Origin of the sequence: Streptacidiphilus jiangxiensis (assembly GCF_900109465.1) — a bacterium.
GTDB classification, from domain to species: Bacteria; Actinomycetota; Actinomycetes; order Streptomycetales; family Streptomycetaceae; genus Streptacidiphilus; species Streptacidiphilus jiangxiensis.
This window is the reverse complement of record NZ_FOAZ01000008.1, coordinates 166,971-186,448: the sequence shown is the minus strand read 5'-3', so window position 1 is coordinate 186,448 and position 19,478 is coordinate 166,971. Positions and strand designations below refer to the sequence as shown.

At 72.9% G+C, this 19,478-nt stretch carries 17 protein-coding genes; 9 read left to right on the top strand and 8 right to left on the bottom strand.

Annotated elements, in window-relative coordinates; translation table 11 throughout:
* Positions 1-70: 70 nt before the first annotated feature.
* The 4 genes from efeB to BMY61_RS17420 all read right to left on the bottom strand — a co-directional run bounded on the left by efeB (position 71) and on the right by BMY61_RS17420 (position 4,509).
* Positions 71-1,384: an iron uptake transporter deferrochelatase/peroxidase subunit gene (gene efeB / locus BMY61_RS17435; protein ID WP_042448014.1), complete on the bottom strand. Its 1,314-nt coding sequence runs from the start codon at positions 1,382-1,384 to the stop codon at positions 71-73.
* On the bottom strand, positions 1,384-3,453 hold the full coding sequence (efeU, locus tag BMY61_RS17430) for an iron uptake transporter permease EfeU (protein WP_042448012.1): 2,070 nt from the start codon (positions 3,451-3,453) through the stop codon (positions 1,384-1,386). Before efeU ends, efeB begins: the two co-directional genes overlap by 1 nt.
* 141 nt (positions 3,454-3,594) lie before the next feature.
* Entirely contained in the window at positions 3,595-3,984 is a 390-nt protein-coding gene (locus BMY61_RS17425; protein ID WP_042448010.1) for a hypothetical protein, read from the bottom strand.
* 141 nt (positions 3,985-4,125) lie between these two features.
* The gene (locus BMY61_RS17420; RefSeq protein WP_042448009.1) at positions 4,126-4,509 is read right to left on the bottom strand and encodes a Zn-ribbon domain-containing OB-fold protein; all 384 of its coding nucleotides are present in this window, start codon (positions 4,507-4,509) and stop codon (positions 4,126-4,128) included.
* A 134-nt stretch (positions 4,510-4,643) separates the two neighbouring features.
* On the opposite strand from BMY61_RS17420, the gene BMY61_RS17415 reads away from it, so the two are divergent.
* Complete coding sequence (locus BMY61_RS17415) at positions 4,644-5,261, top strand: TetR/AcrR family transcriptional regulator (protein ID WP_042448006.1); 618 nt, start codon at positions 4,644-4,646, stop codon at positions 5,259-5,261.
* A gap of 6 nt (positions 5,262-5,267) precedes the next feature.
* Here the strand turns inward: BMY61_RS17415 and trxA are convergent, their stop codons facing one another.
* Both trxA and BMY61_RS17405 read right to left on the bottom strand, forming a co-directional pair.
* Positions 5,268-5,825: a thioredoxin gene (gene trxA / locus BMY61_RS17410; protein ID WP_082015039.1), complete on the bottom strand. Its 558-nt coding sequence runs from the start codon at positions 5,823-5,825 to the stop codon at positions 5,268-5,270.
* A 115-nt stretch (positions 5,826-5,940) separates the two neighbouring features.
* Entirely contained in the window at positions 5,941-8,775 is a 2,835-nt protein-coding gene (locus tag BMY61_RS17405; RefSeq protein ID WP_052438720.1) for an ATP-binding protein, read from the bottom strand.
* 258 nt (positions 8,776-9,033) lie between these two features.
* Here BMY61_RS17405 and BMY61_RS17400 point away from each other — a divergent pair, with 258 nt between their 5' ends.
* From BMY61_RS17400 to BMY61_RS17365, 8 genes are all read left to right on the top strand, one after another.
* Entirely contained in the window at positions 9,034-10,059 is a 1,026-nt protein-coding gene (locus BMY61_RS17400; RefSeq protein ID WP_042447998.1) for a terpene synthase family protein, read from the top strand.
* A 456-nt stretch (positions 10,060-10,515) separates the two neighbouring features.
* Positions 10,516-11,454 carry an ABC transporter ATP-binding protein gene (locus BMY61_RS17395; RefSeq protein WP_042448188.1) on the top strand — a complete coding sequence of 313 codons (939 nt, stop codon included), beginning with the start codon at positions 10,516-10,518 and terminating at the stop codon, positions 11,452-11,454.
* A complete protein-coding gene (locus BMY61_RS17390) occupies positions 11,451-12,293 on the top strand; it encodes an ABC transporter permease family protein (RefSeq protein WP_042447993.1) in 843 nt (280 codons plus the stop codon). Before BMY61_RS17395 ends, BMY61_RS17390 begins: the two co-directional genes overlap by 4 nt.
* Positions 12,294-12,318: 25 nt before the next feature.
* The gene (locus BMY61_RS17385; RefSeq protein ID WP_042447989.1) at positions 12,319-13,695 is read left to right on the top strand and encodes a sensor histidine kinase; all 1,377 of its coding nucleotides are present in this window, start codon (positions 12,319-12,321) and stop codon (positions 13,693-13,695) included.
* A complete protein-coding gene (locus tag BMY61_RS17380; RefSeq protein ID WP_042447986.1) occupies positions 13,692-14,348 on the top strand; it encodes a response regulator in 657 nt (218 codons plus the stop codon). The genes BMY61_RS17385 and BMY61_RS17380 overlap by 4 nt, the downstream gene beginning before the upstream one ends.
* 97 nt (positions 14,349-14,445) lie before the next feature.
* Positions 14,446-15,111, top strand: coding sequence for an ABC transporter ATP-binding protein (locus BMY61_RS17375; RefSeq protein ID WP_042447983.1), 666 nt, complete (start codon positions 14,446-14,448; stop codon positions 15,109-15,111).
* Positions 15,104-17,173, top strand: a complete 2,070-nt coding sequence (locus BMY61_RS17370; RefSeq protein ID WP_236656022.1) for a YhgE/Pip domain-containing protein — start codon at positions 15,104-15,106, stop codon at positions 17,171-17,173. The genes BMY61_RS17375 and BMY61_RS17370 overlap by 8 nt, the downstream gene beginning before the upstream one ends.
* 22 nt (positions 17,174-17,195) lie before the next feature.
* Entirely contained in the window at positions 17,196-17,807 is a 612-nt protein-coding gene (locus BMY61_RS17365) for a TetR/AcrR family transcriptional regulator (RefSeq protein WP_042447980.1), read from the top strand.
* Positions 17,808-18,032: 225 nt separating this feature from the next.
* On the opposite strand, the gene BMY61_RS48405 is transcribed toward BMY61_RS17365, so the two are convergent.
* Positions 18,033-19,052 carry a M56 family metallopeptidase gene (locus BMY61_RS48405; RefSeq protein ID WP_052438719.1) on the bottom strand — a complete coding sequence of 340 codons (1,020 nt, stop codon included), beginning with the start codon at positions 19,050-19,052 and terminating at the stop codon, positions 18,033-18,035.
* An 11-nt stretch (positions 19,053-19,063) separates the two neighbouring features.
* Entirely contained in the window at positions 19,064-19,438 is a 375-nt protein-coding gene (locus BMY61_RS17355; RefSeq protein WP_042447977.1) for a BlaI/MecI/CopY family transcriptional regulator, read from the bottom strand.
* Between the last annotated feature and the right edge of the window lie 40 nt (positions 19,439-19,478).

Here is a 19,478-nt window from a genome sequence, read left to right as displayed (position 1 = left end):
TGGCTCTTACCTTGCCTGATCACGAGGGGAGACGCACACTTCCGGCCACTTCCAGCCGCTTCCGGCCGGTTCAGGCCGACAGCAGGCCGCGGCCGAGCCAGTCCTTGTCGTCCTTGACGCCCGGTAGCGCGAAGAAGTACCCGCCGCCGGTCGGCGAGATGTAGTCGACCAGCGGCTCGTCGATCAGCCGGGTCTGGGTGCCCTCGAACTGGCGCACGACGTCCTGCTGGTAGCAGCAGAAGGCGAGGCCCATGTCGAGGTTGCCGACGCTGTCGACGCCGCGGTCGTAGTTGAAGCCGCGGCGCAGGATCCGGGAGTCGTCGGTCTTCGCCGTGCGCGGGTTGGCCAGGCGGATGTGGGCGTCCAGCGGGATCGCGTTGCCCTGGGGGTCCTTGGCGTAGTCGGGGATGTCGGTCTCGTTCGCGCCGTCCAGCGGGGCGCCGGTGTCCTTGCGGCGGCCGAACATCTTCTCCTGCTCGGTGAGCGAGACCCGGTCCCAGAACTCCACGAGCATCCGGATGATCCGGATCACCTGGTAGCTGCCGCCGACGGCCCAGGCCGGCTCACCGGCGCCGGGCTGCACCCAGACCAGCCGGTCCATCTCGCGGCCGGAGGCCACGTCGGGGTTGGCGATGCCGTCCTTGAAGCCGAGCAGGTTGCGCTGCGCGCCGGTGGGACGCGGCGCGGACTGGAAACCGTCGATGCGCCACTTGACCTGCATCAGGCCGCGGGTGTGCTTGGCGATGTCTCGCATCGCGTGCAGCACGGTGTCCTGGCGGGAGGCGCAGATCTGCAGGCTGAGGTCGCCGTGGCACTCGGCCGGGTTCAGGTTGTCGTTCGGGAACGTCCGCATCGGCGTCAGCTTGGCCGGGCGCTGCTTGGCCAGGCCGAAGCGGCCGTCGAAGAGCGAGGCGCCGACGCCGACGGTGACGGTCAGGTCGTCCGCGGGGACCTCCGGGCCGAGGATGCCGTTGTCGGAGGGCGGCGCGCCGACGCCGAGGTCCGGCGGGGTGCCGCCGGAGGTGAGGAAGCGGATCCGGTCGGTCAGGGTGCGCAGGAGCTGCTCCAGCCCGGCCTTGTCCGCGGCGATGACGGTGAGCGAGAGGAACGCCGCGAAGGCGGGCGCGGGAGTGGTGATGCCCGCCTGGTGCGCGCCCTGGAAGGTGACGGTTCCGGTGCTGAAGCCGTCGGAGGAGTCGGCGGCGGCCGGGGTGGCGGCGGCGCCGGTCAGCGTCAGCGCGCCGCCCGCGATCGCGGCACCGGCCGCGCCCGCGCCGAGCGCGGTCTTGACGAAGCTGCGGCGGGAGGAGCCGGGGTGGTCGCCCGCCGTGTAGCCGAACGGGCAGGAGCCGGTCACAGTCTGGTGGTCGGTCATGTCGCTCATCAGGCGGACTTCCGGATCTCGAGCAGGTCGGGAATGGGCGAGAGGTCTTCGAGCAGCTGGCCGAGCGAGCCGTTGAGCTGCGCGCGCAGCGTCGGGTCGAGCTGCTGCACCGGCGTCCACGAGCCGTTCGGCTGCTGGGCCTGCTTGAGCAGGCCCAGGAAGCGGGCCGTCTCGGCGTCGACGATGCCGAGCAGGTCGGGGCTGCGCTTGGCGATCAGCGGGCGGAGCAGCGTGAGCAGCTCCTGCGTGCCGGCGACGTTGGCCTGCGCGGTGGCCAGGTTGGTGCCGCTGCCCTCGTCGGTGTCGGCGGTGAGCTCGAACTGGAGGGTGTTCTCCAGGATCTCGTGGGTGCGCAGCGGCAGGTCCGAGGGGTCGAAGTCCTGGCTCGGGAAGGCCTTGCGCAGCCCGGTCACGTCGGTGGCCAGCTGGTCGGCGATCGGTGCCAGCACCGCCGCCGCCTGCCCGTGCCACAGGCCGTACTCGATGCGGTGGAAGCCGTGGAAGTCCGGGTCGTTCACGCCCTGCGGCAGGCCGTCGGCACGTCCGTTGATCCGCTTGTCGAAGTCCTGGAAGGTGCCGTACGCCGCGCCCAGCGAGGAGTACTGCAGGTGGGCGGTCAGCCAGTCCGCCTTGGCGGCGTCGAGTTTGCCGGCGTGCAGGTCGGCGGCGAGCCGGGCGGTCTGCCCCTGCAGTGTCGCGAGGCCCGCGTCGACGTAGCTCTTGTAGGCGGCGAGCGGCCCGGCCAGGTCCTGTTCGGAGACGGGCAGCACGGCGGCCACCGAGCCGCCGCCGGAGACGCTGACGGCCGCGGAGGTGACGGCCTTTCCGCCGGTCGGCACGCAGCGCCAGGCGTACTGGCCGGAGCCGATGGTGGCGACCAGCGCCCGGGTGGTGCCCGGCGCGAGGCCCTCGATCTCGCCGTAGACGGCGTTGGTGGCCGGGTTGACCAGGTAGACCTCGGAGGTCTGCGAGCCGGTGTTGTGCATCTGGAAGGTCTGCTGACCAGGTTGCGGGGCGGTGAAGCCCTGGCCGCACTGGGTCGGCGAGACCGCGACGGTCGCGGCGGCGGCCTGCTTGCCGTCGGAGCCGACGATCACGGCCCCGGCGACGACCGCCGGGACGGCGACCACGGCGGCGGGCACCAGCCAGCGGCGGTTTCGCGGCGCGGCCGCCTCGGCCTCTGCCGCCTCCGTCTGCTCCACGACGGAGGCGACCGGCTCGGGCTTGGGCGCGGCAGGCTTGGGCGCGGCGGGCTTGGGCGTGCGCAGACCGCGGACGAAGAGCGTCATGACGACGCCGAGGTAGACCACGTAGGCGACGACCTGGAGCCACGTCATCTGCGTGGTGAGGTTGAGGACACCCTGAACCAGCGTCGCGTACCAGGAGTTCTGGTCGATGCTGCCGCTCAGGTCCACCGCGAAGGCGGTCGCACCGGGAAGGATGCCGCCCTCCTGGAGGTCGCGCAGCCCGTAGGCGAGGACGCCGGCGGCGATGACGATCAGTCCGACGCCGGTGTAGGTGAAGAACTTCGTCAGGTTGATCTTCAGCACGCGCCGGTACAGGCCCCAGCACAGGGCCGTCGCCAGCACCAGACCGATCGCGGCGCCGATGAGGGGACCGGTGGACTCACCCGCCGTCTGCGCGGTGGTCCAGATGAAGAGCGCCGTCTCCAGCCCCTCGCGGCCGACGGCCAGGAAGCTGGTGACGATCAGCATGCCCGACCCCATGGCCAGGGCCGCGGTCACCTTCTCCTTGATCTCGCCGGAGAGGTTGCGGGCGTTGCGCCGCATCCAGAAGACCATCGCTGTGACGAAGGCCACCGCGATGACGCTGAGACAGCCGCCGAACGCCTCCTGGGCCTTGGCCGAGAGGTTGGCGGAGGTGAAGGTCAGCACCGCGCCGAAGCTGAAGGAGAGTCCGACGGCGGCCAGGACACCCGTCCAGACCTGTGGCAGCCGACCCTTCTCGTCTCCGCGGACGAGGGTCGCCACCAGGATGGAGACGACCAGGCCGGCCTCCAGCCCCTCCCGCAGACCGATCAGGAAGCTAGGGAACGCGTCGTTCCACATCCATGGCCCCTTCCCCGGGGCCATTCGCCCGGACGCACACGCACGGCAGCACTCAGCCGGCCACCCCTTGGTGGTTAGCTTAGGCATACCTTACTAGCGTCCTCAAGGGGGCCTCACGGCCCCCCCGGCTCCGCGCAGCGGTCAGCCCACGTGGACGGTGACGACCTGGGAGGTGCGGTCGACGACGAGATGCCCGTGGGCGTTGGCGGCGAGCAGCTGGGCGCGGAAGGCCAGCACCCCGGCCCGGCCCGCCCGGACGTCGGCGCGGACCGTCCCCTCGTGGCCACAGCTGACGATGTGCCAGGAACCACGGGTGCGCTCCTCCACGCAGAGACGGACCGGGGCGCCGCCGAAGTCGTCGGTGGCACCGGACGCGGTCAGCTGGACCCGCTCCCCCGGCACGACGCTGCGGGCGCCGGCATGGAGCCCGATCGAGGACTTGGCGAAGGCCGGCGCGGCGGCGGAGACCGCGAGACCGGTGGCCGCCAGAGCGGAGGCGGCGAGAAGCGCAGAGGCGCGACGTGCGGACATGACGATCCCTCGATCCGTCACAGACTGGTGGTGCTCGTGGCGCGCGTGCTTCCGACGCGCCGAGCGTGCCGAGAGTGACAGATCCAGGCGGGCGGGTTCAACCGGCCGAACGTCGGTCATCAGACGTTCGACTGGGGGTCGTCAGGCGGCCACCGGACGGAAGACAGGACGCAGGCCGCCGTCCTGCTCCGCGGCCACCTCCAACTGCACGGGGGCGCCGCGCCAGATCCGGTGGGCGGCGGTCGGCGCGAGCGTCGCGTGCATCCGGAAGCCCTCGTCGAGCTCGACCACCGCGGTGCACTCCCGCCAGTCGGCGGGGGCGGCGGTGCGCGGCAGGGCATGGATCCGTCCGTGCCCGCTGCTGCGCTCCCAGACGAAGTCGGTCCCGCCACAGGTGGCGCAGAGCAGGCTGACCTGCGAGAAGCGCGTCGCACACCACTGGCACCGCTGGTAGCGGAGCTCCCCGTGGGCGAGCCCCTCGCGGTAGAACTCGGCCGGATCGCTGGTCAGGGTGCTGCCCGTCATCAGTTGCCTCCTCCAACCTTCACGAACGATCGTTAAGCTAGAGGCGAATGCCGCCGCTGTCCAGTGGGCCCGCAGGGCAGAATCTGGGTAGGATCCCCGAACGATCGCTAAGTGCTGCAGTGAGGACAGGCCCGATGCGCCCTGCCGGCCAGAACGCCCTGCTCGAAGCCGCCCGGCAGGAGTTCGCCGAGCGGGGCTTCGGCAGCGCCTCGATCCGGAACATCGCCGCACGGGCCGGGATGAGCCTCTCCGCGATGTACCACTACTACTCGGGCAAGCAGGAACTGCTGCACGCGCTGCTGGACGAGGGCATGGACCGCTACTTCGCCTCGGTCGACGCCGAGCTGCAGGCGGTCGGGGGCGTCGACGCCGCCCCCGCCGACCGCCTCGGCGCGGTGGTCGCCGCGACCACGCGGTTCCGCGCGGAACACGCGGCGCGCAGCAACATCCTGCTGCTGGAGGAGCGCAGCCTGGAGCCGGAGCGGCTGGAGCGGTACAGCCGTCGGCAGGCGGATGCGACAAGCCTGTTCCGCGACCCGATCGAGGCCGGCATCACGGCCGGGGAGTTCCACACCCCCTACCCCGACGAGGCCCGCCGCGGCGTCATCGCGATGTGCAACGCCGTCGCCCAGTGGTGGCGCGCCGACGGCCCGCTGACGCTCGACGCGCTGGTCGACCGGCACGTCGAGCTGGCGCTCACGCTCGTGGAGTACCGGCCGCGCCGCAGCTTCGCCGCGCGCGGCCGGGCGTGACCCGGGTCAGGCCTCGTCGCCGCCGGCCTGCTGGGCCTGCTCCTCGGCGACCTTGGCGCGGACCTCGTCCATGTCCACGGCACGGGACTGGTTGATCACCTCGGCCAGCGCCGGGGCGGGCAGCGCGCCGGGCTGCGCGAAGATGACCGTCCGGTCGCGGATCACCATCAGCGTCGGGATCGACCGGATGTCGAACGCCGCGGCCAGCTCCTGCTGCGCCTCGGTGTCGACCTTGGCGAAGACCAGGTCCGGGTTCTCCGTGGCGGCCTTGTCGTAGACGGGAGCGAACTGCCGGCACGGACCGCACCAGGACGCCCAGAAGTCGATCAGAACGAAGTCGTTCTGCTCAACGATTTCGTTGAAGTTGTCCTTGGTCAGTTCGACGGTGGCCATGTTCTGCTCCCTGCCTTCCGGCCGTTTCTCGGCCTGTGTCCAGAACGGCGACGACCTCCAGGCTATTCCGAGGTTGCACCTCCAGGGGCGCGAGGCTCCGACATGGGCTGCTCCGCCGCCTGGGCGCGACAAGCCACCGACATGGAGATGGTCCTCAACGCGCAGGGTCATCCGCGCAGGGTGGTTTCTCGCGCCCCTCACTCGACCTCGGGGTCGTCCTTCAGCGTCTCGGCCAGGCCCTTCGCGTCCGTGCCCAGGGTGCGGTAGACGGCGGCGAGGAGCTCGCTCACGCGAGCGGGGCTGACCGAGAGGGTCTCCGCGATCTCGCCGCGGTCCTTGCCCGCGGCGGCCAGCTGCGCCGCGCGCAACTGCAGCGCGGTGAGGTCGCGCGACGGCTGCGGGCGCAGCCGGTGCGGGCTGACGCCGGAGGCCTTGAGCTCGCGGCGGGCGCGCTCCGCCAGACCCGACGCCCCGCAGTCGCGGGCGATGTCGAGGCCCTGCTCCAGCGCGGCGACCGCGTCCCGCAGCCGGCCCTCACGGCGCAGCGCAGCGCCGTAGTCGACCAGCGCGGAGGCGTGCTCGTAGGCGACCGGCGACTGCCCGAGCGCGGTGACCGCACCCCGCAGCAGCTCCAGCTCCTTCTCGGGCTCGGCGACCTTGGCCCAGACGTGCAGAGCCATGCCCTCCGCGGAGTTCGTCCCGGCCCGCAGGGCGCGTGCGTACGCGTCCCGGGCGAGGCTGCGGGCCCGCTCCGGCTCCGTCTCGGCCAGGGCCAGGGCGAGCGTGCTGAGCCAGGGCGACCAGACCGGGTTCTCCCAGCCGCGCTCGTCCAGGTCGCGGCCGTGCCGTGCCGTTCCAGCTCGGCCACCGCCTCGCGGGTGCGGCCCTGCGCCAGCAGCAGGCGGGCGACGAGGGTGGGCGCGTCCGGCATGACCGCCGCCGGCGGGTACTGGCCGGGGCGGATGCCCTGCTCCTCGGCGAGCTTGACCGCCTCCTCCGAGCGCCCCTGGGCGAGCAGGATGTCGCAGAGGGTGGCGACCACGTCCCACAGCAGCGGGTTGCCGGGGCCGAGCCGCTCCGCCTTGCGCAACAGCGTGGGGCGCAGCGCCTTCTCGGCGTCGACGAGCTTGCCCTGCCGGAACATGACCAGGGCCTGGAAGAAGTTGGCGAAGCCCAGGTGGCCGCCGCTCCAGCCCATCATCTCGAACTCGTAGGCCGCGTCCATGAACAGGCTGCGGGCACGGTCGAGACGGTCGTTGTAGATGTAGGTGACGCCGAGCATGACCGGGATCTCGAAGCCCAGCACGGTGTTGGTCCAGCCGAGGCCCTCCGCGGGGCGGCCGCTCTCGGTACCGGTGTCGGCCAGGGCCAGGGCGTCGGCGGCGCTCTCGCCGCGCAGGGTGAGGTCCCAGGCCAGCAGCACCTGGACGGAGCGCGCCTCCGGGTCGCGCCGCCCGCCCTGCTGCCCCACCAGCTCCGCCAGCTGACGTGAGGTCTCCCGGCCGTCCGGGTCGTTGCGGCGCAGCAGGCGCCACATGAACGACGCCGCCTGGAGGCGGGTCTTGGCGGGGCCGTCCGGCATCCGGCCGACCTCGTCGCGGGTCAGCTCGACGGCCTCGGTGACGCGGTTGCTGTGGGTGAGCGCCTGGCCGAGGCGGAGCACGGCGGACAGGCGACGCTCCGGCTCCAGGCCCGGGACCTCGTCGAGGGCCAGCTTGAGCTGGCGGACCGTGAGGTCCGGGTCGCGCAGCATGACGGCGCAGCCCAGCTCGTAGCGGACGTCCGCCACGTCCTCCTCGGCCGGGGGTTCGCGCAGCGCGCGTTCGAGGCAGCGCTTGGCGGCGTCGGGGGCGCCCATGGCGAGGTGCTCGTGGGCGGCCTGCCGCAACTGCTGGACCACCACCGGGTTGTCGTCCGGGTAGAGCTCGATCAGGTGACGCGAGGCGGCGGCCATGCCGCCCTTGCCGGAGGCGATGACCTCGTCCGCGGCCTTGCTGTGGATGCTTGTGCGCATCGCCGGGAAGGTGATCGACTGGTAGACGGCGCTGGCGACCGTCGGGTGCGAGAACTGGAACTCATGGCCGGTGCGGGTGAGGATCTGGTCGCCGACGAGCTTGTCGACGGCCGTCTGCGCCTGGTTGAACGGCAGGCCGGCCACCCGGGAGATCAGCTCGAGGTCGAAGGAGCTGTCCAGGACGGCCGCGGCGAACGCGGTGCGCTGCACGTCGGTGCCGAGGCGCTCCAGACGGCGGCCGATGTCGCGGGCGCCGCTGAGCGCGGCCAGCGCGCGCAACTGCTCCTGGTTCTCCTCGACCGGGTCGACCCGCTGCTCGCCCAGGCGGTCGATGAGGCTGGTGACGAAGAAGGGGTTGCCGTTGGTGATGGACCAGCAGGTGCGGCAGAAGACGTCGTCCGCCTCCTCGCCGAGACGGCTGCGGACCATGGCCACGACCGCGTTCGGGGAGAGCTTCTGCAGCTCGACGGTGTGACCGCGGGTGCCGAGCTCGCGCACCTCGCGCAGCAGCACGTCCTCCAGCGCCGGGTCGAGCTCGTCCCCGCGATACGCCAGGGCGACCAGCATCGGCAAGGGCTGAATCTGGCCGAGATAGCCCGCGAGCCACTGGACCGACTCCGCGTCGGCCCAGTGCAGGTCGTCGATGACCACCAGCAGCGGGCCCTGACGCACCGCCAGCTGCGTCATCACCCAGCTCAGCGCCTCCTGGACACCGGTCGGGTCGGCGGGAGCCCCGGCCGTGGCGGGGATCAGGCCGAGGGCGGGGGCCGCTATGTCGTACCAGGCGCCGAACATCTCCCGGCGGTCCGCCTCGTCCATCTTGGCGAGCGCCGGGTGCAGCAGGTTGCGGACCACGTGGAACGGCGCGCCCTGCAACTGCTCGGTGCCGCGGGCGGACAGCAGGAGCTGTGAGCCGCGTTCGGCGTTGGCGGCGGCGCGCAGACGGGCGAGCAGACTGGTCTTGCCGAAGCCGGCCGCACCCCGGTAGAGCAGCAGCCCGCCGGGGCCGGTGTCGCCCGCGGCGACGTCGGCCCGCAGCCGGTCGAGGGCGCGCACGCCCAGTCCGAGAGGTTCCTCCCGCTCGTAGAGCTGGTGACGCTCGTCCACGGCTCGCTCCGCTCCTGCCCGTTCTGCCCGCTGTGCTGCGCTCCACCTTCGAGGTTATCCAGCGCGAAGGGCGCGCGCTGGCGCATCGGAGGATCCCCGCACATTGGTCGGGGCGGATCGCTTAGGCCAACTCTGGTTGATAATTGAGCATATGACCGATCAATATCTAAACATGATTGATCAGTTCGGCTAGCGTCGTAACCGGTTCGTTCGGGGGGACCACCGAGCCGTCGCACCAGGGCAGAGGAGGACGAGCTGATGCACGAGCTACTGCACGGGCCCTTGCACACAGACGACGTCATAAGAATCCCGGGGCCGGTCCGCAGCAATCCGCTGGTGGACGCGGCCGCCCGGCACAATCTCCAGTGGCTGCGCGCCCACGGCATGCTGCGTGAGGACCGCGCCCGACGACTGTACGACCGCTGGTCGATCCCCGCCCTCGCGGCGACCAGCTTCCCGGGCGCGAGCCTGGCCGACCTCTGCCTCGCGGTCGACCAGTGCGCGTTCTACTTCCTTTTCGACGACCAGTTCGACGGCGAGCGCGGCGTGCAGCCGGCCGAGGTCGCCCGGATCTGCGAACCGCTGCTCACCACCCTGCACACCGGCCGTGCGCCGGCGGACCCCTCCCCCGTGGAGTCCGCCTTCGCCGACCTGTGGCGGCGCGGCAGCCAGGGCATGTCCGCACGCTGGCGGGCCCGCGCGGCGTTCCACTGGGAGGGCTACTTCATGGCCCACCCCAGCGAGGCGCTGGGCCGCCGCGGCGGCCCCGACGCCCACCCCGACCGCGACGCCTACCTCGTCCTGCGACGCGGCGCGTCCGGCGTCGACACCGTCCTGGACCTCGCCGAACGCATCCTCGGCGAGGTGCCGGCGGCGGCCTTCCACAACCCCCAACTGGCCCTGATGCGCCGGCTCGCGGGCGACGCACCGGCGGTCAACAACGACGTCTACTCCTACGCCAAGGAGGCCCCGCGCGGGGACGTCTACAACCTCGCCGTGATCACCCAGCGGGAACGCGACTGCAGTCGCCAACGGGCCTTCGCCCTGGTCCGGCAGGAGGCCCAGGACATGGTCGACGACTTCTTCCGCCTCGCCGAACGGATGCCCTCGATCTGCGTCTCCCTCGGCCTCGGCAAGGCGGAGGGTGCGGCGGTCCTGCGCTACGTCGACGGCATGGGCGACTGGATGCGCGGCTACTTCTCCTGGGAGGCGGCCACCCTCCGCTACCGCCCCGAGGGGGCACTCCCGGTGGACGAGCCGAACTACCTGGAAGAACTCCTGTAGTTGCACGACCCAGGAGGCGCAGCCTCCAGGGGCGCGGGGAACTGCGCGACAAGCCACCGACATGCGGTCAGATCCCGTGCGTTCAGGGCCATCCGCCTCGGGTGGGTTACTCGCGCAGTTCCCGGCGCCCCTCTAGGACGCGCAACCTCGTGATGGTCTGTCAGTGCGGGCTGCTAGGTTGCGCGCATGTCCGTTACGCGCCCGTCGGCGTTATCGATCAACCAACCCTCCGAAGCAGCAGAACCCGAGCCTGCCGAAGGCCTCCGGCCGATGCCGCCCACGTTCCCGCCCGTGATGCCCCCGCGTGCCGCCGGCGGGATGCCCGCCGTCCTGCGGAGGCTGCTCCGGCCTACCTCTCGCGGCTGAGGGGTGGGTGGTACCGCGGTACCACCCACCGCCACGGAACGGTCCCCACGTGCCGGGTCCGGCACGGAACGCGGTCGTAGCGTGCTGGCTGTGATCGAACTCCAGCACCTGGTCAAGCGGTACGGCGACAAGACCGCCGTCGACGACCTGCACTTCACCGTCAAGCCCGGCGTGGTGACCGGCTTCCTCGGCCCCAACGGCGCCGGCAAGTCCACCACCATGCGCATGATCCTCGGCCTGGACGCGCCCACCAGCGGCAGCGTCACCGTGAACGGCAAGCGCTACGCCCAGCACGCCGCGCCCCTCCAGGAGGTCGGCGCGCTGCTCGAGGCCCGGTCCATCCACCCCGGGCGCTCGGCCTACAACCACCTGCTCGCCCTCGCGCTGACCCACGGCATCCCGCGCCGCCGGGTCGACGAGGTGATCGAGCTGACCGGCCTCGGCAAGGTGGCCAAGAAGCGCGCCGGCGCCTTCTCGCTCGGCATGGGCCAGCGGCTGGGCATCGCCGCCGCGCTGCTGGGCGACCCGCAGACGATCATGCTGGACGAGCCGGTCAACGGTCTCGATCCGGAGGGCGTGCTGTGGATCCGCACGCTGCTCACCAACCTCGCCGCCGAGGGCCGCACCGTCTTCGTCTCCTCGCACCTGATGAGCGAGATGGCGCTGACCGCGACCAACCTGGTCATCATCGGCCGCGGCCGGCTGATGGCCGACACCACCGTCGCGGACTTCATCGAGCAGGCCGGCGGCGACAGCGTCAAGGTCGTCTCCGCCGACTCCGCGCGCCTGCGCGAACTGCTGCTCGGCCCGGACGTCACCGTCACCGGCGAGGCCGGCTCCGAGACGCTCGCCGTCTCCGGCCTCAGCGCCCGCGCGATCGGCCAGACGGCCGCCGACGCCGGCATCGCCGTCTTCGAGCTGACCCCGCAGGTGGTCTCCCTGGAGGAGGCGTTCATGACGCTGACCGGGGACACCGTCGAGTACCGCAGCAACGCCGGCGCCACGCCGGAAGGGAGCGTGGCCGCATGAGCGCCACCCTGACCGCGACGACGCAGACCTCCGCCGCGCCCACGCCGAAGCCCACCTACAAGGTGACCTTCGGCCGTGTGGTGCGCAGCGAGTGGTCGAAGTTCCTCTCGCTGCGCTCGACCTGGATCACCCTGGGCCTCGCCCTGGTGCTGCTGGTCGGCATCGGCGTCATGTTCGCGTACCGCTACAACCCCGCCGCGGTGCACGGCCCGAACGCCGACGTCCACGACTCCGTGACGATCGCCCTGCGCAGCACCGAGCTGGCGCAGCTGGCCCTCGGCGTGCTGGGTGTGCTGGCCACGGCCGGCGAGTACACGACCGGCCTGATCCGCTCCACGCTGACCGCCGTGCCCAAGCGCTGGCCGGTGCTGGCCGCGAAGGTGCTGGTCTACTTCGGCGTCGTGCTGGTCGTCGCCACCGTGGGCGCGTTCGCCTCGTTCCTGGGCGGCGAGCCGCTGCTGCACGGCCAGCCGGTCGCGCTGACCCTCTCCTCCCCCGGTGTGCTGCGCTGCCTGTTCGGCGCGGGCCTCTACCTCGCGCTGATCGCGGTGCTGGGTGCCGGGCTGGGCATGCTGGTCCGTTCGGTGGCCGGGGGCATCTCGCTGCTGGTGACCCTGCTGATGCTGATGCCGATCTTCCTGGACATCCTGCCGAGCTCCTGGAAGCCGGACGTCTCCCCGTACCTGCCGGGCCTTGAGGGCGGTGCGGGCGGCTCGATCATCGACCTGCACACGGCTCCCGGCGCGCTCAGCCCCGGTGCCGGCCTGGCCGTGCTGTGCGCCTGGGTCGTGGCCGCGCTGATCGGCGCGGCGTACCGTTTGCAGCGTTTCGACAGCTAGCAACAGGTCGACAGGTACCGACTCGATGAGCAGTGCAACACCCGGCACCGATCCCCTCTGGGACCACCTGGCCGACCATCCGGTCGCCCGCGGCTGGCTGCGCGTGCGCGCGGCGGACCGGGCGCACCCCCAGGTGCTGGACGGGTTCGTCGCCACGTTCGTGCTGCTCATCGGGCTCGTCGACCTCTTTCGGAACGGCGAGTACCGCAGCCTGTTCGGGTTGAACACCGAACCGACCTGGGTGCTCGCCCTGACCGCCGCCGCGCAGGCGCTGCCGCTCGTGCGGCGGCGCCGCGCGCCGCTCACCGTCTTCTGGGTGGTGCTGGCGGTCTGCGCGCTGCAGTGGGCGCTCGGCTTCGCGCTGCGCAGCGACCTCAGCCTGATGATCGTCCTCTACGGCGTGGCCCGGTACGCGCCGCCGCGGCGCCTGCCGTGGGTGGCGGCCGCCGTACTGCCCTGCATCACCGTGCTGGCCTGGCGGGTCGAGCCGCTCTCGCGTCGCCCCTGGACCGGCCTGTTCTTCATGGCCTGCGCGGCGACGGCCGCCGCCGCGCTCGGGCTGGCCGCCCGGATCCGGCAGGCCCAGCTCGCCGCGCTGGCGGACCGGGCGGCGACGCTGGAGGTGGAGCGCGAGCAGCGCGAGCGCCTCGCCACGGCCGACGAACGCGCCCGGGTCTCGCGCGAGCTCCACGACATCGTCGGCCACTCCCTCGCCGTCATCATCGGCCTCGCCGACGGCGGCGCCGCCCAGGCCGAGCTGCGCCCGGAACGCGGGCCCGAGGTGCTGCGGATCATCGCCGAGACGGGCCGCGAGTCGCTGGGCGAGCTGCGCCGCACCCTCGGCGCGCTGCGCGCCGAGGTGCCGGACGACGCGGCACCGGGCTCGGCCACGCCAGGTCATCAGGTCGGCGGTCCCGTGGTGGGCGGTCCGGTGGCGGGCGGGGCGATCGGAGGCGCGGAGCTGCATCCGCAGCCCGGCACGGCCGAGCTCGGCGTCCTGTGCGAGCGGCTGCGCGCGGCCGGGCCGACCGTCACCTACACCGCCTCCGGCCACACCGCCGCACTCCCGCCGGGCCTGCAGCTGGCCGTCTACCGGATCGTGCAGGAGGCGCTGACCAACAGCCTCAAGCACGCCGGCCCCGGCACCGACGTGCGCGTCTCGGTGGCGGCGGACCTCCGGGCAGCGGAGGTGCGGGTGCGCGTCGACGACAGCGGCGGCGAGCCGGAGACCACTCCGGCCGCGGGCAGCGGGCACGGCCTGATCGGGCTGCGCGAACGGGCCGCGCTGGCGGGTGGCAGTGTCACCGCCGGGCCGCGCCCCGGCGGCGGCTGGTCCGTCGCCGCGATCCTGCCGATGCCGCTGCCGGACGACCCGAGCGAAGCCGAGGAGGAGGACCGGTGACCACCGTGCTCATCGTGGACGACCAGCCGTTGCAGCGGCTGGGCTTCCGGATGCTGCTGGAGAGCAGCCCGGAGACCTCCGTGGTCGGCGAGGCGGCCCACGGCGCGGAGGCCGTCCGGCTGACGGCCGAACTGCGGCCGGACGTCGTGCTGATGGACATCCGCATGCCCGGCATGGACGGCATCGAGGCCACCCGCAGGATCGTCGCCGCGGGCGACCGCTCACGGGTGCTGGTGCTGACCACGTTCGACCTCGACGAGTACGCCTACGGCGCGCTGCGCGCGGGCGCGAGCGGGTTCCTGCTCAAGGACGCCCGCCCCGACGAGCTCCTCTCCGGCATCCGCGCGGTCGCGGGCGGCGACGCGGTGGTCGCCCCCGCGATGACCCGCCGCCTGCTGGACGCCTTCACCTCCGGCGTCCCCCCGCGCGAGCCCGACACCGACCCCCGCATCACGCTGCTCTCGCAGCGGGAACGGGAGGTGCTGGAGGCGATCGCCCAGGGACTGACGAACAGCGAGATCGCCACCCGCCTGGTGCTGTCGGAGTCCACGGTGAAGACCCATGTCAGCCGCGTTCTCGCCAAGTTGGGCGCGCGGGACCGGGTCCACGCCGTGATCATCGCCTACGACGCGGGCCTCGCCCGTCCGTCCTGAGATCCGTCACCTCCCTGCGGGTGGGCGGTGAGCGCGTGCTACCTTTTTGTACTGACTGGTCAGTCTAAAAGACTGCAAGGCAGTGGGGAGGGCGAGGATGGGCGACTACGAAGGCGCCCCCGTCGCGGCGGTGGACCTGACGTTGCGCGGACCGCGCGGGAACGTCTACCAGGACGTCAGCTTCAAGGCGGAGCCAGGGCAGTTGGTGGCCGTGGTCGGCCCCGACGGGTCCGGGCGGACCTCGCTGGTGCTGACGCTCGCGGGCCGGATGAAGCCAGGCTCGGGGAGCGCCGCCGTCGCCGGCCTGCCGCTGCCGAGCCGCGCCGCGGCCGTGCGGCGGATCGTCGCGCTCGGCGCGGTCGCCGGGGTGAACGACCTCGACGGCGGCCTGACCGTCGAGGAGCACCTGACCGAGCGCCTGCTGCTGCGCTCGCACGGCCCCAAGGCGCACCGCCGGGTGGCGGGCGCACTCGACGCGGCCGGGCTCACGGCCGCCGAACTCCCCATGCGCGCGGACACGCTCTCCGCCGAGCAGGCGTTCCGCACCGCCCTCGCCGCCGCGCTGCTGGCGCGCCCGCGGGTCCTCGCGGTCGACGACGTGGGCGACCGGCTGACCGTGGCCGAACGCGACGCCCTCTGGGCCACCCTGCGCGTCCTCGCGGACAGCGGCCTGACCGTCCTCGCCGCGACCCGCGAGGCACCGCCGCAGGCGGACGTGACAGTCGATCTCAGCGGGACCAACGGGGGCCACGACGATGAGTAAGCTCTCCCGCCCGCGCCCGCTGCGGGCGCTCTCCCTCGGCTCGCTCGAACTGCGCCGGTTCCGGCGCGGCTCGCTGCCGCGCGCCGCCGTCGTCGCCGTGGCGCTGCTGCCGCTGCTCTACGGCGCCCTGTACATCTGGTCGTTCTGGGATCCGTACGGCCACTTCGACCGGCTGCCCGTCGCCATCGTCGACCAGGACAAGGGCGCCGAGGTGAACGGCAAGCCGCTCGACGCGGGCCGCGACCTCACCACCGAACTGCTGGACCGGCACACCTTCGACTGGCACGAGGTCAGCGCCGCCCGCGCCGACGAGGGCCTGCGCAAGGGCGACTACTACATGACGCTGACCATCCCCGCGGACTTCACCGCGCGGATCGCCAGCGGCGGCGGCGACCACCCGGTCGACGGCCTGTTGGAGGCGCGCAGCAACGACTCCAACAGCTACCTGAGCGGCATCATCGCCAAGACCGCCTTCTCCGAGATCCGCGCCGCCAGCTCCAGCAGCGCCGTGCGCGGCTACCTCGACCAGATCTACGTCTCCTTCGGCGACCTGCACGACCAGACCCTCCAGGCCGCGGGCGGCGCCGGACAGTTGGCGCAGGGCGCGCACTCCGCGCAGGACGGTGCCCAGCAGTTGGGTGACGGCCTGAAGCAGGCACGCACCGGCAGCGGCCGACTGGCCGACGGGCTGGACCGCCTGCACACCGGCGCCGCCCAGGCCGCGGCCGGGACGGCGCAGTTGGACGCGATGGTGCACGGCGTCACCGACAGGCTGACGCCGACGCTGCGCAGTCGGGCGGGCGACATCCAGCAGGCCGCCCAGGCCGTCGCGACGGCCGCAGGCGCGGTGCAGGAGATCGCCACCGCCCTGCCGGCCGACTCGGCCAAGGCACTGGCCGACGCCAAGGCGGCCGAGGCGCAGCTGCAACAGGTCCACGACCAGCAGTGCCCCGCCACCCGGTCGGGCACCGCGGAGTGCACCGCGCTGCAGACCGCCGTCGAGGCCGCGCAGCGCACCGTCGCCGTCGCCGCCTCCGTGGACCAGGCCGTCGCGGCGGACCAGGCGCAGCTGACCCGGCTGGCCGCCGACGCGGGCACCGTGCGCGGCTACGCGCAGCAGCTCGCCGCCGACGCGCCGCACCTCGCCGACCAGGTCGACGCGCAGGTCGCGAAGATCGACCAGCTGAACGCGGGCGTCGCGCAGCTCTCCTCCGGCAGCGCACAGCTCGCCACGGGCGCCCGCAGTCTGGACGACGGCCTCGGCACGCTCGCCTCCGGCGCGGACCGGCTGAACAGCGGCCTGTACAAACTGGCCGGCGGCTCCGACCAGTTGGCCGGCTCCCTGCACGACGGCGCCGCGAGGATCCCGGACCTCTCGGCCCAGGACCGCGCGGACCGAACCGGCGTCATGAGCGACCCGGTCCAGCTGGCCCTCGGCACGCTCAACAAGGCCGCGAACTACGGCACCGGGCTCTCGTCGTACTTCATCCCGCTGGCCCTGTGGGTCGGCATGATGGTCGCCTACATGCTGCTGCGCCCGCTCAACGCACGGCTGCTCGCCGCGGGCATCCCCTCCTGGCGCGCGGCGCTGGCCGGCTGGCTGCCGGCGGTCGCGATCGGCGTGGCCCAGGTCGGCGCGCTGCTGGCGGTCCTGCACTTCGCCCTCGGCCTGCAGCTGGCCCGTCCCGCCGCGGCGATCGCGTTCCTGCTGCTCACCTCCGCGAGCTTCGCGGCGCTGCTGCAGTGCGTCAACGCGGTCTTCGGCACTCGCGGCCGGGTCATCGGCCTCGCGGTGCTGATGCTCCAGCTGACCTCCGCCGGCGGCACCTACCCCGTCCAGACAAGCCCCGGCTTCTTCGGTGCGATCCACCCCTACCTGCCGATGACCTGGGTCGTCGACGGCCTGCGCCGACTGATCAGCGGCGGCGACCTGACGGTGGTGTGGCAGGGCGTCGGGGTGCTGACGGCCTTCCTCGTCGCCTCCCTGGCCGGCACGGTGCTGGCGGCCCGCCGACGGCAGATGTGGACCGTGGCGTCGCTCCACCCGGAGCTGGTGCTGTGACCCCGTGCGGGAGGATGACGGCATGACCAGTACGAGAGCGGGTGGCGGCGGCCGCCGCGAGCAGACCCGGCAGAAACTCTTCGTCGCGGCCCAGCAGCTGATCGCGGAGCAGGGCTTCTCGGCGACCTCGGTGGACGAGATCGCGGAACGCGCGGGCGTCGCCAAGGGCACGGTCTACTACAACTTCAAGAACAAGAACGAGCTGTTCGAGGAGCTGCTGCGCCATGGCGTGGGCCTGCTGAACGCCTCGCTGCGCGAGGCGGGAGCCGGACGCGAGGGCGCACCGATCGACCAGCTGGACGCGATGATCCGCGCCGGCCTGGCCTTCATCGAGCAGTACCGTGCCTTCGCCCGGCTGCTCCTGTCCGAGCTGTGGCGCACCAACCGCGCCTGGCAGTCGACACTCACCCTCCTGCGTGAGGAGGCCGTCTCGGTCGTCCGCGGCGCCCTGGACGACGCCGTGGCGGCCGGCGAGCTCCGCGAGGACCTGGACACCGGGCTGGTCGCGGCGGCGGTCTTCGGCATGGTCCTGGTCGTCGCGGTGGACTGGCTGACCTTCCAGCCGGAGCGCAGTCTGGACGACGTCCACGCGGTGCTGTCGACCATGGTCCGGGGCAGGCTGGCGGCGGAGTAGATCGCACTCCCCGGGGCGCGGGGAACGGAGCATCCACGCGCCCGGGTCCTGATCCACACCGGTACGACCCGGCCGTGCGCCAGCCGGGCTGAACCGCCGACGCCCCGGGTCGACTCCGGTTCCGGGCCGCCGCCCCAGCTGCCATCCACCCGCCTGCCGAGCCTCCCTCCCCAAGCGGGACGTCGTCCCGGGGCCCGCACCTTTGAGCCGCCCGGTGTGCTCCGATCAGCCGCGCGGGTCGAGCAACAGGTGGATGTCGTGGGCGGCCGTGAACGCGCACAGCGCGCTCGTGGTGATCAGCAGGCCCGTCGCCAGCACCGGGAGCCACGGGACGCCCCACGGCAGCGCCCAGGGCAGGCCCCGGTGTGAGCGCGGCGCCGGGGCGAGGAGCGCGGCCACGCGCCGGGGAACCGGCCCCGCCCTGCGGATGCGGCCGCCGCCGCGAATGCCGAGTGCCGTCGCCGGGTTCCGCACGGGCGCGTGCTTCGCCGCGAGCGCGGCCTTGCCCACGGCCTGCGCCGCGCAACGCCGGTCGCCGCAGGCCGCCGCCGCGGACTCGTCCGCCCAGCGTTCCACCGTGTAGGCGACGGCCGCGCCCACCGGGCGCAGCAGCGGGTTGGCCGCCGCGGCCAGGTGCGCGGCGGCGACGAAGGCGTAGTGGTGCGCCCGCAGGTGTGTGCGCTCGTGCGCGATCAGCACCTCCCGCTCCTGTTCGTCCAGCGCGGCGAGCATCCCGGAGGAGACGACGATGCGGCCCGGACGGCCCGGGTGGCCGGGGAGCGCGTACGCCTCGGGCGCGGGGTCGTCGACGACGACGTACTCCCCGGCGCCGGGGAGGCAGGCCGCCTCGAAGCCGGCAGCAACCAGCGCGCGGACCCGACGGCGGACCAGCCGCACCGCGGTCACCACCACGACGGCCAGCAGCACGGCGGCGAGCACCGCCTCCGCCTTGGAGACGGGATCGGCCTGCTGGACCGAGCTCAGCGACCAGTGGCCGAGCAGCGCGGCCAGCGGCACCCGGATCAGGCCCGCCAGGGTCAGCACGCCCAGGGCGATGGTGCTGCCGCCGGCCAGGACGGTGGCGGTGCCGGCCAGCAGCCAGGTGGCGACACGTGGTTCGAGACGGTCGGCGAGACGCGGCGCGGCGAGCCCGAGCAGGCCCGGGAGGAGCAGCGGCAGGTAGAAGAAGAGGTGCAGCGCGTCCACGCTGTTCGCGAGGTCCGCCAGGGCGCCGAGGTGCAGCATGGTCCGTCCCCTCAGTCCTGTCGCGGCGGGACCCAGGAGCCCAGCAGGCCGCGCAGGATCTCCTCGTCGCCGAGGGTGAGGTCGCCGACGAAGCGGGCGAGGACGGCACGGCGGTCCGGGTCGGCGTCGAGCACCTGGCGCATCCGACGGGCGGTCAGGCCGTGCCGGTCGGCGATCGGGCTGTAGGCGAAGGCGCGCCCCTGCTTGACCCGGCTGAGCAGGCCCTTGTCGTGCATCCGGGTCAGCACGGTGACGACGGTGCTGTAGGCGAGGGTGCTGCCGAGGCGTTCCAGGACGTGGCCGGGGGTGAGCGCCTCGGGTGCGGCGGACTGGAGCAGTTCCAGGACCTCCGCCTCCAGCGCGCCCATCTGCCGCCTCTCGTTCATCTTCCGGCCATCTTCCCTTCACCTGCTACGGTCCTGTAGA